This is a genomic window from Kribbella sp. NPDC006257, from assembly GCF_040613535.1.
GTDB lineage: Bacteria > Actinomycetota > Actinomycetes > Propionibacteriales > Kribbellaceae > Kribbella.
This window is the reverse complement of sequence record NZ_JBEXSJ010000001.1, coordinates 362062-377490: the sequence shown is the minus strand read 5'-3', so window position 1 is coordinate 377490 and position 15429 is coordinate 362062. Positions and strand designations below refer to the sequence as shown.

At 69.2% G+C, this 15429-nt stretch carries 5 protein-coding genes and 1 tRNA gene; 1 reads left to right on the top strand and 5 read right to left on the bottom strand.

Annotated elements, in window-relative coordinates; genetic code table 11:
* Nucleotides 1–104: 104 nt before the first annotated feature.
* Nucleotides 105–11081, bottom strand: coding sequence for an amino acid adenylation domain-containing protein (locus tag ABZ004_RS01750; RefSeq protein ID WP_355677844.1), 10977 nt, complete (start codon nt 11079–11081; stop codon nt 105–107).
* Complete coding sequence (locus ABZ004_RS01745) at nt 11075–11266, bottom strand: hypothetical protein (RefSeq protein WP_355677843.1); 192 nt, start codon at nt 11264–11266, stop codon at nt 11075–11077. Before ABZ004_RS01745 ends, ABZ004_RS01750 begins: the two co-directional genes overlap by 7 nt.
* Nucleotides 11267–11714: 448 nt before the next feature.
* Here ABZ004_RS01745 and ABZ004_RS01740 point away from each other — a divergent pair.
* Nucleotides 11715–11788: transfer RNA gene (locus ABZ004_RS01740), tRNA-Val, on the top strand.
* Nucleotides 11789–11892: 104 nt separating this feature from the next.
* Here the strand turns inward: ABZ004_RS01740 and ABZ004_RS01735 are convergent.
* From ABZ004_RS01735 to ABZ004_RS01725, 3 genes are all read right to left on the bottom strand, one after another.
* Nucleotides 11893–12507, bottom strand: a complete 615-nt coding sequence (locus ABZ004_RS01735; RefSeq protein ID WP_355677842.1) for a class I SAM-dependent methyltransferase — start codon at nt 12505–12507, stop codon at nt 11893–11895.
* A 63-nt stretch (nt 12508–12570) separates the two neighbouring features.
* A complete protein-coding gene (locus ABZ004_RS01730) occupies nt 12571–14916 on the bottom strand; it encodes a hypothetical protein (protein WP_355677841.1) in 2346 nt (781 codons plus the stop codon).
* Nucleotides 14917–14924: 8 nt separating this feature from the next.
* Complete coding sequence (locus ABZ004_RS01725; RefSeq protein ID WP_355677840.1) at nt 14925–15428, bottom strand: peroxiredoxin; 504 nt, start codon at nt 15426–15428, stop codon at nt 14925–14927.
* Between the last annotated feature and the right edge of the window lies 1 nt (nt 15429).

Here is a 15429-nt window from a genome sequence, read left to right as displayed (position 1 = left end):
TTCCTTGCAAAGTTTACTGATTTCCCGCCGTCGGGCGGGGCACTGGTGCGGCGCGGGTGCGGGGCGCTGACGGCGCGAGGTGCGGGATGGGCGGGGTGGGGCGGTTAGTTCTTGAGCCATTCGGGGTCTGGGAGGCGGGGGCGGTCTAGTTTGCCGCTGGCGTCCAGGGGGAGCTCGTCGATGGGGATGAGGTCTGCGGGGACCAGGTAGATCGGGAGTTCCTTGGTGAGTTGGAGGAGGAGGCGGGCCAGTACTGCGGGGTCGTCGTCCTCCAGGACCACGTAGCCGATCAGGCAGGTGTCGCCGGCCGGGTCGGTGTTGGCGACCACGACCGCGTCGATCACGCCCGGTAGGTCGGCGAGCACGTATTCGGTCTCGCCCGGCTCGACCCGGTGACCGCGGATCTTCACCTGGTCGTCGACCCTGCCCAGGTAGTCGAGGGTGCCGTCGGCGCGCCAGCGGCCGAGGTCGCGGCTGCGGTAGAGCCGTCCGCCCGGATGCGCCGGGTCGTTGACGAACGCCGCCTCGGTCTCGTCCGGCCGGCCGAGGTAGCCCTGGGCAACGGCCGCGCCACCCAGATGGATCTCCCCCACCGCACCCACCGGCACCGGTCGCAGCGCCTCGTCCAGCAGCCGAACCACCACACCGTCGATCGGCCGCCCGATCGACGGCCGGTCCTCGGCCGGGTCGACCTGATGGATCGTCGTCACCACCGAAGCCTCGGTCGGCCCGTATTCGTTGAACAGCAGGCATTCCGGATGCGCCGCCAGGAACTCCTTGATCCCATGCGTCAGCACCATCGCCTCGCCACCCGCGACGATCTCCCGCAGCGCCGGCAACTTCGGCATCTCCGGCATGGTCGCGAGCAACGCGGTCAACGGGGTGAACGTCATGAACAACCGTTCGACCTCGTACTTCGTGAGCGCGGCAACCACTTCGTCCGGGTCGTACCGGTCGTCCTCGCCGATCACCACGAGCGCCGCCCCGGACGCCAACGCGGTGAACAACTCCTGCACATGTACGTCGAACCCGAACGACGTCCACTGCAACGTTCGCAACGACCGCCGCGTACGTAAGTAGTGCCGAACCAGGTTGACCGGCCCACGATGCGGAACCGCCACACCCTTGGGATTCCCGGTCGATCCCGACGTATAGATGCAGTAGGCAACATCATCAGCCGCGGCCCGCACCGGCGGCGCCTGCTTCGCCCGCAGATCCCCATCCGCCGCAGCCACCGGAACGAGCCGCAGCCCGAGCCGGTCAGCGAGCGCCGCATCGTCACCGACCAGCGCGACCGCACCCGAGTCGCCGATCATGAACGCCCACCGCGACTCCGGTACGCCGGGGTCCAGCGGAAGGTACGCCGCACCTGACTTCAGCACAGCCAGTACGGCGACAACAAGCTCGGCACCACGAGCCACTCGTACGGCGACCAACTGGCCCGGCTTGACGCCAAGGTCGACCAGTTGCCAAGCGACTGCGTTCGAGCGCCGGTTCAGCTCGGCGTACGTGAGCTCCCGGTCGCCCTGGATCACTGCGGTCGCGTCCGGCGTACGGGCGACCTGCTGCTCGAACAGGGTGTGCAGGCCGCTCAGCTCGCCGGCGACGACGGCGTTCCGGCGTACGCGGCCGATCGGTCCTGCTGCGGGCGGCTCGCCTTCGAATTCGGCGAGGAGCTTGCGGTCGGGCTCGGTCGGGAGCATCAACTCGGGGAGGCTCAGGCGAGGTTCGGTGATCGCGCGCCGGAGTACGGCCTCCAGGTACTGCAGCAGGCGCTCGATGGTGGCCTTGTCGAACAGGCCGGCGCGGTAGTCGGCGGTGCAGCGGATGCCGTCGGAGTGGTGCGCGAGACGGAGACGCAGGTCCAGCTCGGGGGCCAGCTCCTCGTCGCCGGGCTCGAACTCGACGAGGACCTGGAAGAGCGGGTCCTGCTCGAGTACGGCGAGGTCGACGGCGGCGTGGTCGAACGCGGCGATGGTGAGTTCGCGGACGCGCTGGGCCAGGTCGCCGAGGTCGGGTTCGCCGGACAGGTCGATACGGAGCGGGAGGGCGCGGGCGTTCTGCGCGCCGGCGCCGCGGAGGGCCGCCGTACCAATGGTGATGTCGTCCTGGGCGGCGAACCGGCCGAGAACGGTGCCAACGGCGGCGAGCATCGTCATTAGCGGGCTGACCTTGCGGTCGCGGCTGAAGGCGAAGACGGCGTCGCCGAGGGAGGCGTCGAGGTTGAGTTCGACCGAAGCGACCTCGGGGCGCGCGGCGGGGCGGGGCTGGTCGCTGGGCAGCACCAGAGGTTGGGCACCGGCCAGTACTCCGTGCCAGAACTCCAGGTCGGCGACGTACTTCTCCTTCGCCACCTGAGCTTCGTCCGCCGCCTGCTTCTTCGCTGCTTGGGCGTCGTCTGCCTGCTTCTTCGCCGCTTGGGCGTCGTCTGCCTGCTTCTTCGTCGCCGCTCGGGCTTCGTCTGCCTGCTTCTTTGCCGCTTGGTCCGCGGGCTGCTTGTTCTGCGCTGCCTGCTCTGCCGGTACTGCGTCCGCCTTCGCTTGTGGTTCCGTGGTCTGCCGGGCCGTCGTTTCGTTGAGGAGGGCAAGCTGTTCGTGCATCAGCTTGGTGACGCCGTCGACCAACTGACCCGCAACCCTCAGCTGCTGCGACATCAACGCGGCCATGCCGGAACCAGGCAGATCCGCTTCACTGGTTGCCGCGGCCGCCGCGTCAACCTTCGCGGCCAGTTCTGCCAGACCTGAGCCCAGTACGGCGAGCGCGGTCCGGGAATCCTTCACCTCAACGGGATCCGACGGCTCGGGCTCGGCCGGTCCGAGCAGATCGAACGGATCGACCTCGCCACCAGGAACGTTGCGCGAGGCAACAGCCGAGGCGAGCTTGTGCGGCGTATCGAGTTCGTCGAACAGCTCACTCACCGCAAGCTCGACCTCGAACCGCTGCCCGACCTCTTCGACGACCCGCAGCATCGACAGCGAATCCGCGCCCAGCTCGGCAAACGTGTGATCCACCGTCACGTCGTACGGATCCAGCCCCAACTGCTCCCCGGTCAGATCCAGCACGACCTCCAACGACTCCCGATACCGCTCCGCCACACTCGCCGGCTCGCCTACCGCACGATCGGAGCTCGCTCCCGGCCTCTCGCCGGTCGCCGCGGGCGACTCGGCGTCGTTCGGGGCCTCGCGGCCCTCGCGGCCCTCGCGCGAGCTGCTCGCCGCGGCGAGCGCATCCGCGTCGGCTCCGTGGTTTGCGGGCGACGCCTCAGCCTGGGCGGCTGTTGCGAGCTCTGTGACGGTGAGTTCTATCGGGTTGGTGTTTTCGGCAGGGAGGGCGAAGGGAGAGTGTTCTTCGGGGTCCTCGTGGGGTGGTTCGGTGGTGTTCTCGGGGCTTGGCGGGTCGAGCGGGATCTTCTTGAGTGCCGGGCGGACGCGCGCGTCGCCACCCTCCGCGCGCATGACCGGGCGCGCCGTAGTCCCGGCGTCTGCTGGTGTGGCAGTTGTTTCGGCCGGCGCGAGGAGAGCGGCCGGTGCGGCTGTGGTGTCGACCGGGTGGTGGACGCGGCGGAACGGGTAGAGCGGCAGCGGGACGCGGCCGGCGTTGGGGTAGACCTTCGACCAAGTGATCTCGGTGCCCTGCTCGTAGAGCTCGGCGAGGCCGTTCATCGTCGCGAGCACCGGGTCCTGGCCGAGGCGCTGCGCCGGGATCCAGGTGCTGTTCGGCGCGATCCGGCGACCGGCCGGGCTCAGTACGGCGTCCGGCCCGAGCTCCAGGAATCGACGGCATCCGGCTGCGGTCAACGCCTCGACGGCATCGCCGAACAACACCGGCTGGCGCAGCTGACCGACCAGGTAGTCGCTGTCGAGCGCAGTCCCGCTCTCCAACAGTTCGCCGGACCAGCTCGACACCATCGGCATCCGCAACGGGCGCAGCTTGATCTCCGCGACGACCTTCGCGAAGTCGGCCAGGATCGGATCGACCAGCGAACTGTGGAACGCCCGATCGACATCCAGCCGCTGCCACGACACCTCGAGCCGGTCGAGCTGCTCGGCCAGCTGCCCGACGATCACCTCGGTACCGGTGAGCACGAACGACTGCGGACCGTTGCCTGCGGCAATCTCCACACCAGACGTCTGCGCCAGTTCGCGCACCCGATCGGCATCGGCCCGGACCGCCACCATCGCACCCGGCACGGTCCCGCGCTGCATGAGTTCGCCGCGCTTGGCGGTCAGCCGTACGCCGTCCGCGAGCGACAACGCACCGGCCACGCACAACGCGGCGTACTCGCCGACGCTGTGCCCGACCACCAATGCCGGTTGCACACCGAAGGACTGCCAGAGCCTCGCCAGCGCGACCTCGAAGGCGAAGAGAGCTGGTTGCGCGGTCTCGGTCGGCCAGATGCCTTCCGCAGTACTGGCAGTTGTGAGTAGGAGCTCCAGGAGGCTGCCGCCGAACTCCTCGGCGTACACCTTGTCGCACTCGTCCAGCACCGAGCGGAAGACCGGGAACCTCGCAGCAAGTCCTGCTGCCATTCCGCGACGCGCGGCGCCCTGGCCGGTGAAGGCGAATCCGAGTGGGCCGGGTCCACCGCGTGGCACGGCGACGGCTTGCGCAGTACCGAGTGCTTCGGCCAGCTCTTCCTCTGACGAGCCGGCTACTGCGAGGCGTTGGCGGTGTGCTGGGCGGCCGAGCGCCGCCGTACTGGCCAGGTCGATGAGGCGATGTCCGGTGCCGTGTTCGAGGTCGGCGCGGAACAGCTCGACGAGTTCGGTGAGTGCATCGGCATCGGGAGCTGAGAGTGGGAGTACGACGGGGCCGTCGTCGCCGCGGCGTACCTGCCTCGGCGCTTCTTCGAGGATCACGTGCGCGCTGGTGCCGCCGACATCGAGCGCGCTGACGCCGGCGCGCAACGGCGCACCGGCTTCCCAGTCGCGCGTCGTGGTGCCGATGACGAACGGGCTGTTCTCGACCTGGAGGTCGGGGTCGACCTTGGTCTGGTTGATGGTCGGGACGAGCGTGCGGTGCTGCAACATCAGCACGGTCTTGATCAGGCCGGCCATGCCCGCGGCGCTGTCGAGGTGGCCGATGTTGGGCTTCACCGATCCGATCGTGCAGAAACCGGTCGCGTCGGTGTGCTTCCGCAGTACGGAGGCCAATGCCTTGAATTCGCTGGCGTCGGCTGCGGCGGTGCCGGTCGCGTTGGCCTCGATGTAGCTGAGGGATTCGGCCGGTACGCCGGCCTTCTCGAGCGCACGTTCGACGAGGTCGGCCTGGTCATTCTCGTTGCTGACCGCGGATCCGCGGATCACCGCATAGACGGTGTCGCCGTCGGTCACCGCCTGGTCGAGCCGCTTCAGGAGCACCGCCGCGACCCCGTTGCCACCGACCGTGCCGTCGGCGGCCGCGTCGAACACGCGGATGTGCCCGGTCGGCGACAGGATCGACTCGGGGCTGGCGTGATAACCCGTTGCCTGCGGCACATGTACTGCGGCCGCGCCGGCAAGCGCGAGGTCGGCGTCGCCGGACCGCAACGCCTGGCAGGCAAGGTGAACCGCGACCAGCGAGGACGACCAAGCAGCCTGTACGCCGATCGCCGGGCCGGTGAGACCGAGGCGGTATGCGACCCGGGTCGCGAGGAAGTCCGGAGGCTGGTTCTGCTGGGTGTAGAGGTTCATGCCGGAACCGGCGAAGATGCCGATCCGGCCGGCTGCTCCGGCGTGACCGCCGTGTTCCAGGGCGTGCTGGCAGACCTCGAGGAAGATCCGCTGCGCCGGATCGGTCAGCTCGGCCTCGCGATCGCTCAGCCCGAAGAACTCGGCGTCGAACGACTCCACGTCTTCCAGCGCGCCGCTCACCGCAACGAGCTCATCGTTGCCGAAGGCATCCTTCGTCGTGACCTCGTCCGGGGTGAACCTCCGGATGCTCTCGACACCGGCCGCCAGGTTGTCCCAGAACTGCTCGAGCGTGTCGGCACCGGGGAACCGCGCGGCGAGCCCGATGATCGCGATCGGCTCTACTGCTTGCTTCTTCGCCGTCTTGGTGCGCGGAGGCGCGGCTTGTTCGCTGGAATGCGCGGCCGCCGTACTACGGAACTCACCGGCGCGCTCTTCCAGATAGTTGCTCAAAGCAAGAATCGACTCATGCTCGAACATCACCGACCGCGGAAACTCCAACCCGAGCACTTCCTGCAACCCGGTATGCACCCGAACCATAGCCACCGAGTCGACGCCGAGCTCATACAACCCGGTCCGCTCATCAACCTCGTCCCCCAACACCCCCCGGAAGACACCGACTACCCTTCCAACCCACTCCCCCACACCTTCACCGGAAGCAGCCTCAGCAACCTCACCATCCGCTGCCAGTGCCGCAACCTCGACAGGCGCAACTGCTGCACCCTCAGCAGTCGCAGACCCGACGGCCACAGACTCGGCAGGCGAAGCCCCACCATCCGCACCCGGTGACGCCACAACCGGCACACGCTCACCGAACACCGACTCCGCACCGTCCGTCCCACCAGCAGACCCCGCACCCGCCGCCGGCGCCGGCGCCGGGGCGACTTTGTGCCCGAGTTGACCATTTTCCGCGCCGGATTTGGTCAAGCCAGGCACAAAGTCGCCCACCGGAGGTCGGTCGGTGCCATGGACGCCAGCCCTCGCCATCGCTGTCTGCTCAGCCGACTCGAGCTCAACGCCATTGCCCGATCCACCAGCGTCAGTGGACTCGGTTTCATCGGTGGACTCGCCGGCATCCGCGGATTCGTCAGCATCTGCCTCGTCGCCAGCACCAACAGACTCGGCCACGCCGGCGGACTCGGTCGCATCTGCGGACTCGCCGGCAGCCGCCTCTTCGCCAGCGTCGGTGGATTCGGCAGCATCTGCCTCTTCGCCGGTGTCGGTGGACTCGGCTACATCGGTGGACTCACCAGCATCGGCGGACTCGGCAGCATCTGCCTCTTCGCTCGCATCAACGGACTCGGCAGCATCTGCCTCTTCGCTCGCATCAACGGACTCGGTCACCCCGTTGTCGATGAACCCGGCTACGTCGGCGTCGGTGGAATCAGCTACGTCGGCGGTCTCGCTTGCGTCTACGGACTCGCCAGTATCGGAGAACTGGGCAGCATCTGCAGCTTCGTCGGTGTCGGTGGACTCGGCTACATCGGTGGACTCACCAGCATCGGCGGACTCGGCAGGATCTGTCTCTTCGCCGGAGTCAGCGTATTCGGCTTCGTCGCTGTCGGTGGACGCGGCTGCGTGGGTGAACTCGCCTGCGTCGGTCGATTCGGCAACGTCTGCTGGGCCGGTGACGTCGGTGGATTCGGCAGCGTCTGTCAGCTGGAAGGCAGCGGCTGGTTGGTCGGCGTCAGTGGACTGAGCCTGCTCGTCCTCGGAGGCTTCAGTCGGCTCGACGCCCGCAGTACTTTCCGCGACCGCGACAGGCTCGGCGCTTCCCTCTGAAGCGACACTCTCGGCGCCTACTTCGGACGCGACACTCTCGTCGGCTTCTTCGGACGCGACACTCTCGGCGCCTTCTGGCTCGGCGGCCTCCGCAGCCGCAACCAGCTCGCCCGGCTCCCCGGCAGCGTCATGTTCAGCAGGCTCTACGGCGTCAGCAACCTCCGCCGATCCGCCAACCTCAGCAACGGCCGCCGACTCATCCCGTACTCCGTCATCGGTGCCCTCCACCGCCTCGACGTCTACCAATCCTGGAGACCCAGCGCCTGATTCAGACTCCGACCGCTCGGAGACCTCGGCGCCCTCAGACTCGGTGGTGTCGGCGACTGCCGCCGACCGCGCCGTCTCAGCAGCAGCCGACTCGGCGGGTTCGACGCGCTCGGCGCCACCCTCAGGCTCGACGGCGTCGGCCCTGCCACTCTCGTCAGCAGTTGCCGCCGGCTCGGCGGGTTCACCGGGCTCGGCGCCACCCGCAGGCTCGTCGGCACCGGGCGACTCGCGACCCTCGTCGGCCGGTGCTTCAGACCCGCTAGAGACCCCGGTCGCTTCCGCAACATCAGCAGGGTTCTCGACGGCGAGGCTCGCGGTGCCGACGGGCTCGCTGGGTTCAGCAGCCTCCGCAGGATCGGCTGTCTGCGCCGACTCAGGCATCTCTGCGGGCTCAGGCACGTCCGCGGACTTAGCCGTCCTTGCGGGCTCGAGCGTCTCCGTGGACTCAGCCATCTCGGTGGACCCAGTCGCGTCCGCGGACGTGGCCGTCTCCGCGGACTCGGCCGTCAGCTCGGGGTGGGCTACGTCGGCTTCTGCTACACCGCTTGGCTCGCCGCCTTCGACAGGTGTGGTGTCATCGGCGTCGTCGTCCGAAGACTTGGCATCCTCAGCACCTTCGGTGGACTCGACGGGTTCAGCAGGTACTGGCGGGGTGGTTGGCTCGGGGGTGTTGGTTGCCTCGGTTGATGCGGCGGCGGCTGTCTCGCGGTTGTCTGCTGCAGTCGGCTCGGCGGCCTCGGGGGTGCGGAGGTCGGTGGAGGCTGCTGGTGCGTCGGGGGCGGGTGGGGCGGGGCGGTGCTGGTCTGGGTCCGAGGTGGTGGGCTCGGGAGCGGAGGGCTGGTCGGGGTCTGTTGGGTGACCGGCCTCTTCGGGGGTTTCGGGGGCGATCGCCTTGATCGGGTGGTCGGCTGCTTTGGCCTGGTCGAGAAAGTCCGTCGCGAGGCTCTCGACGGGTTCGGCGGTGGGCAGGTCGGTGGTTGGTACGCCGGCCGCTTCCGCGAGCGCACTTACTGGGTCGGCGTCGGCTAGTGGTTGGGCGGATGGTGAGTTGGTGGGTGCCGGGTCGGTGGAAGGTGTCTCGGCTGTCGACTCGTGCGCGGGAGTCGCCTCGGCTAGACGCGCATCGTCGGCTGCGGTCGGCTCGGCGAGGTCGGCTTGGGTCGGCCTGGAGGCGTCGGCGGTCAGCGCGTCGGTAGGCGACTCGGCGGCCTCGGTGGTGAACACGTCGGAGGGCGGCTCCGGTGACTCCGTCGTCGCGGCGTCGGAAGGCAGCGCGGGTGACTCGGTGGTCCCGGCGTCGAAAGGTGACTCGGGCGTCGCGGTGTCGAGAGGTGGCTCGGGCGTCGCGGTGTCGAGAGGTGGCTCCGTCGCGGAGTCGGCGGGTGACTCTGGGAGGTCGGCTGGGGGGCGGGGGGCGCCTAGGGTGGGGCGTTGGGGTGGGGTGGGGATGGAGTCGGCCAGGGAGCGGCGCCAGGCTAGGCGGACTACTGGCAGTTCGGTGGTTTGTTCGGCGTCGTCGTCGAAGGAGCCGGTGCGGGCGGCGGGGGCGGCGTACGGGGTGTTGGCGCGGAGCGGTTCGCCGTACGGGGACGTGGGGGCGTTGAGACTGCCGTCCACGAAGCGTTGCTTGAGCAGGGGGCGGAGGATCTTGCCGCCGGGGGTGGTCGGGAAGTGGCGGCGGGGGACGCCGACGACCTGGGCGGCGAGGCCGAGGCGGTCGTGCAGGACCGCGCGGATGCTGTCGGCGACGCCTGACGTGGGGTCTGCCGTCTCGGGGACGGCGAAGAAGATCAGCAGGCGCTCGGTGCCGGTGGCGGCGTCGGCGAGGCCGCAGGCGGCGACCAGGCCGAGTTCGGCGCCGGGGACCGAGGCGGCGACCGTCTCGATGTCGTGGGCGTAGTAGTTCTGGCCGTTCAGGATGATGCGTTCGGAGTCCCGGCCGGTGATGACGACCTGGCCGCCGGTGATGAACGCCTGGTCGCCGGTCGCCAGCCACTTGCGGGCCGGCCAGTTGCCCGCCGGGAAGGCCGCGCGATCGGCGTCGGGGTTGCCGAGATAGCCCGGGGTGACCCGCGCGGACGCGATCTGGAGCTGGCCGATCCGGCCCTCGGGCAGTACGGCGCCGTTCGGCCCGACGATGCGGACGGTCGCTCCGGGCGCCGGCGTACCGACGGAAACCAGCGACAGTACGCCGGGAGCTTCGACCCGCGACTTGCCCGGACGAGCCACCGCGACCTTGCCGGCCGTCGACCGCTGGTCCACCCACTCGACGACGCCGGTCGGTGGGATCCGGACGCGGTGCACGTTCGGCGTCAGCCCGGGGCGCGCGAAGGTGATCCCGGTGACCGTCTCGGTCATCCCCCAGGCCGCGACGAAGGTCTCCGGGACGACGCCGAAGCGGTTCGTCAGCCGCAGGAACTCGCTCACCACCGGCACGGTGATCTGCTCGCCGCCACTCACCAGACTGCGCAGCGCCGACAGGTCCCAGTGCCGGTCCGGCTCGCCCGCGATCGCCGCGGTGGCCAGCCGGTACCCGAAGTTCGGCGCCCACGAGTGGTTGACCCGATGCGCGTCCATCAGGTCGAGCCAACGCAGCGGGTTCGCGAGCACCCAGTCGGTCGCGACGTGGATATTCGTGCAGCCCGCGAAGACCGGCAGCAGGTGGTAGAGCAGGAACGCGCCGCTGTGGTCGAGCGGCAACCAGTTCAGGGTGGTCTGCCCGGGGCGAACCGGGAGCATCGCCGGCGTACCGGCGGCGAACTCGACCAGTCCGCGATGCGTCAGCTGGATGATCTTCGGCGTACCGGTACTGCTCCCGGACGACATCATCAGTACTGCGACGTCGTCCGCGGCCGGCCGATGGAACTCCGAGGTCGGCTCGTGCCCGGCCAATGCGTCCGGGTCGAGCACGGGCAGGCCGAGGTCGTCGGGGAGATCCGAGGGCCGCCCGATCAGCACGGTCCAGCCGAGCAGGTCGGTGACCTTGCGGAGCCGCTCGCGGCCCTCCTCGGTCCGGTCGCCCTCGGCGGCCGGTGCCATCAGCAACGGCCGGATGCCGCCGAGCGTGCAGGCCCAGAACGCGGCGAAGAATCCGACCGGCTCGGTGCAGTGCACGACGGCGGGATCACCAGCCCGTACGCCGTTCGCCCGGAGGCCGGCCAGGATCCGTGCGGCGAGCTCGAGCAACGTCGGGAAGTCGAGCCGGGTCTCGCGGCCGTCCGGGCCGATCTCGACGACGCCCGACGTACCGAAGTCGCGGGCGGCGCGCAGCAGCGCGCTCGGCAGATCGCGCGGGTAGCCGGCCGGGATCATCAACGCCGGGCCGGTACTGATCGCCGGCCGATCGGCCCCGTTCCTCACCATGCGACCACCGCAGAGGGCGTCGAGGCGACCAGCGCCAGGACGACGACCGTCGCGAGGGTCGAGGCGACCAGCGGCAGGGCCATCGCGGACGCGAGGGCGAGCAGGCGAGCCGGTCCGAGGGCAGGTCGTGAGAGCGCGGCGGGCTCCGCAGGTTCAGCGGAGGCGCCAGCCAGTCGGCGACCCACGGACACGCGCCTCCCCAACTGGACGGAGCCGGGCTCAGGGCATACCCGTCTCGCTCGCTCTCACCGACAGAACAGGCCCCGTAAAACCGCCGGCCGAAGCGAGTCCGTGACCGGGCACACCCGGTGCGTCATCGTCCGACCGACAGCCGTGAACCCTACCAGCCGACAACGCGCCTGGAGGAGTCAGTTCCAGCAGCCGAAGGTTAAGAATCCACCCGTCGACTACTAACGGTGTCAACGAGCGTCGAAGGCTTGCGATACGTGATCGAAGGGAACGTCCGCACTGCGGTCAGATCGACCTGAAGGGTGGCTTGCACGACGGGTTCCTGCACTGGGCCGGGATGGCACCCGCCCTCGCCCCGGCTGAGATGATACGGTCAGGTCGCTTGCTCCGTAGGAGCGCAAACCCCGGCCCATCACGGTCCGGGGCTTCGTTTGCCGCGGACACGGGCTGTTAGCTCAGTTGGTTAGAGCACCTCGTTTACACCGAGGGGGTCGGGGGTTCGAGTCCCTCACAGCCCACCCACTTCTTGCCCTACCGACCACGTGGTGGAGCCGAAGAACTGTCGGTGGCGGCCCCGACGCCGGCCACGCGGCTGCGCGACCGGGCCGAGCCTTTCATTGGTTCAGAGGCTGCTCGGCGCTGTCATCCTCATCATCCAGTGGCTCGACGGAATGTTGGTGAGATCGTTGATGACCTCGCCGTCGACCTGGTCGAAGGATTGCAGTGCGAGCTTCTCGAACGCCGGCGGCTCCCGGACGTACTCGCCGCGGTCGTTCGCCGACATCCACCGTGAAATCCGGCCCTGGGTCGGCTCGAAGCAGGTGTCGACGCTGACCACCCGGCCGCCGGGCCTCAGCACGCTCGCCGCCAGGTTGAGCAGATCTGTGCACTGCTCGTCCGACAGGTGGTGCAGCAGGCCGAGCAGCAGCACGACGTCGATCGGTGGCAGCGACCCGGCCGCGGCTTCGTCGAAGATGCCGCAGTGGAAGCCGGCGTTCTCACCGCCGAAGTGCTCGTTGGCCCAGTCGATGTACGGCGCGTCTGTGTCGAAGCCGTGGTATTTCAGCGGCTGGGCCAGCCGCGGGAAGTAGTACGCGGGGCCGCAGCCGATGTCCAGGACGGTTTCACCTGGCTTGACTTCCTCGATGCAGCGGTACCGCAGGCGGTCGGCGCCGACGACGCGCTGCAGCAGGACGTACGCAGGCACATGCCTGAGAAGGCCTTTCAGACCCTCCATGGGTATCTCCTCGCTCGGGGAATTGATTATGCTCCAGCGTCTCGACAGCTAAGTCAAAGTCACTCAGTTCTTCAGCTCGTAGACGATGACTGGTCCTCGGGTGTACCTGCGGTCGGCGAGCCGGTCGAGGGTACGCTCGGCGACACCGCCCACCCGCTTGTCCGCAAAGATCCAACGGACGCCGTGATCGCGGTGCAGCGTCGCGAGCAGCTCGGAGGTCGGCGCAGTGAGTGCCTTCGCAGTCAGTTCGACCCGGTCCGGCCAGGGCGACGGCAGGTGGTTGTAGGTGACGTTCTCCTGGCCTTGGTGGGCCAGTGACTGCTGCGTGTACGCCCAGCCCTCGATCAGCGTTCGGCGGCCGCCGATACCGCTGACCAGATAGCCACGCGCGTCACAGACCGGGCCACCACGTCCTTGTGTCAGGCAGCTGGTGTTCGTCACGATCACGTCGTCGCGTCCCGCGTTGCGGTCCAGCCACAAGGCGGCCTGGATCTCGGCCGTGGTGAACCAGGGTTTCGCCGGCACCGGGATCTGCCGGGACTCCCCGGTGACGGCGTCCGCCGCGTTGCGCCACTCCGCCCACCCCCGGCTCGGCAGCGTGAGACCGACCGCTACGCACATCAGCAGCGCCAGGCCGAGGCCACGAATCTGCGGGCGGACGGTCCGAAGGACGAGCCAGCCGAGCAGCCCGACGGCGACTGTCCCGGCCAGCCACAGCATCGGTTCGGTGACGGCCCAGGTGACCTCGGCCGGGGCGACCGGCCTGGCTTCGCCGTTGCCGGCGAGCCGGATCACCACCGCGAGTACCGCGCCGGCCAGCAGGCCACCGGCGACGATCACCCGGCGCGCCGGGCGGGGGCGTCCGGCGACCGCGCCGTGGACCACAGAGCCCGCGGCAACAGCCGCGAACGGCAGCGCACTGCCGAGGAAATAGAACTGACCGAGGCTCGGATGGTCGACGGCCACGAATCCGAGCATGGCGGCGAGCAGCGTGCCCACCAGCCACCACTGCGCCGGGTCGGTACGGGTCCGGCGCTGGGCCGGCCCGGCGAACGCCACCACCGCCACCATGTTGCTCACCACGACGGAAACCACCATCGCGATCGCCCAGGTCAAGATCTGCCGGCTCGGATGGCTGAGCCCTTGGATGATCCATCCACCAGGCGGCGCAACGGCCGGGGCACCGCTCAGAGCGGTGTATCCGGGGAAGACCCTCAAGAATCCGAACAAGCGGAACGGAGTACCGGCGGTGCTGCCCGACACCGTCGCGGTCGCCGCCAGCGTCACCAGGGCCAGTGCGACGCCCAAGCCGGCGGTTGGCCAGGGGATGCGCCGGTTACGGAGCAGCAGGAACAGGGCCGCCAGACCGGTCCCGCCGAGCAGCAGCGGCACAGTGGTGGGCTTCGAGCCGGCGCAGGCGCAGACGACCAGGAGGACGAGCACCCAGGACCGCCGCGGGGCACTGCGGTAAAGGACGCCGATCACCAGCGCCGCGGCGCCGACGCTGATCGTTGCGCCGAAGGACTGCGAGGGGCTCAGGAAGACCAGTGGTGAGCCTCCGATGCCACCGGCGAACTTCCAGATCGCGAGCCGCTGGACGATGGTCGTCAGCATGACCGCGAACGGGGCGGTCCACCAGGCGCCGCTGACCTGGCGCGCGAGGGCAGCCACCGCCAGGACGAGCCCGATGATGATCGGGGCGAACCAGAGCCTGAACAGCACGAGGCGGGCGTCGATACCGGTGATTTGTACGGCCGAGGCGAGGTGGGCGTCGGCGAACCAGTGGTACTGCATCGTCTCGCCCGCCACCTGCGGGATCTGGGGCGGGACGGAGCGGCCCAGCTCGTGCACGATTCCCAGGTGCCAGAGCAGATCCTGGTAGTAGTTGCCGCCGTACTTCGGAACCGCCGATGTGCTGACCGAACCCCCGTAGTACAGCAGAAATGTCGCCGACAGGAGGAGTGCCAGCGTGACCGCCCAGGCGAGCGGTAGCCGAGGCGCGTTCTGCGCCCGCCAGCAGGGCCACAGCCGAGGGACGGCGGCGAAGACGACCAGCACCACCGCAGGCCATACCGCCAGCCACTGCTGGATTCCGGCGGCCGTGAACAGGGCCCACCCCAGGAGCTCGAACGACAGGCCCACGACGATGCCGATGCCGATGTCTTCCGGCCAGGTCCGTCGGCCCGGCGCGAAAGCCCGCAGCAGCAGAACTCCGGGCAGCGTCACACAGCCCGCGAAATAGGCGGTATAGCGAAGGATGTCGCCGTTTCCTACTCCGGTGCCCTCCAGGACCAAGTACAGGGTCGCTGCGGGCAGCAGCCAGACGAGCGAACTGACGATCTGCGGCCGGCTGGAGCCGCGAGAGTCGTCCGTCGTGACGTCGGAGTCGTGGCCTTCGACGTCAGTCATCTGCCGGACTATAGCGTTCGGGGGTGGCTCTCCAGGGACGCCGAGCCCGGCCGGAGGTTCCGCAGGGCCCTGAGGTAGTCGTCCGGATCGCGGGCCTGGGTGAACCCCGACACCACCGACCAGCGGATCACCCCGGCCCGGTCGATGACGAAGGTCCCGCGCCCGGCGCACCCCCGGTCGGCGTCGAACACCCCGTACTGCGAGGCGATCGACCCGTGCGGCCAGAAGTCGGTCAGTAGCGAGAACTCCAGGCCGGCCGAGTCGGCGTACGCGCGCAGGGTGAACATCGGGTCGCAGGACACGGCCAGGATCTCCGCGGCGGCCGCCAGGTCCGGCCGGTCGCGGAGTGCCGTCAGCTCACTCGTGCACACCCCGCTGAAGGCATAGGGATAGAAGACCAGCACGACGTCCCGCCGGCCCCGGAAATCCGGGAGGCCGACGGTCTCGCCGTGCTGGTTGCGGGCGACGAAGTCCGGTGCCTGGCTGCCGACCCGGGGGACGGCAGCGGTCACC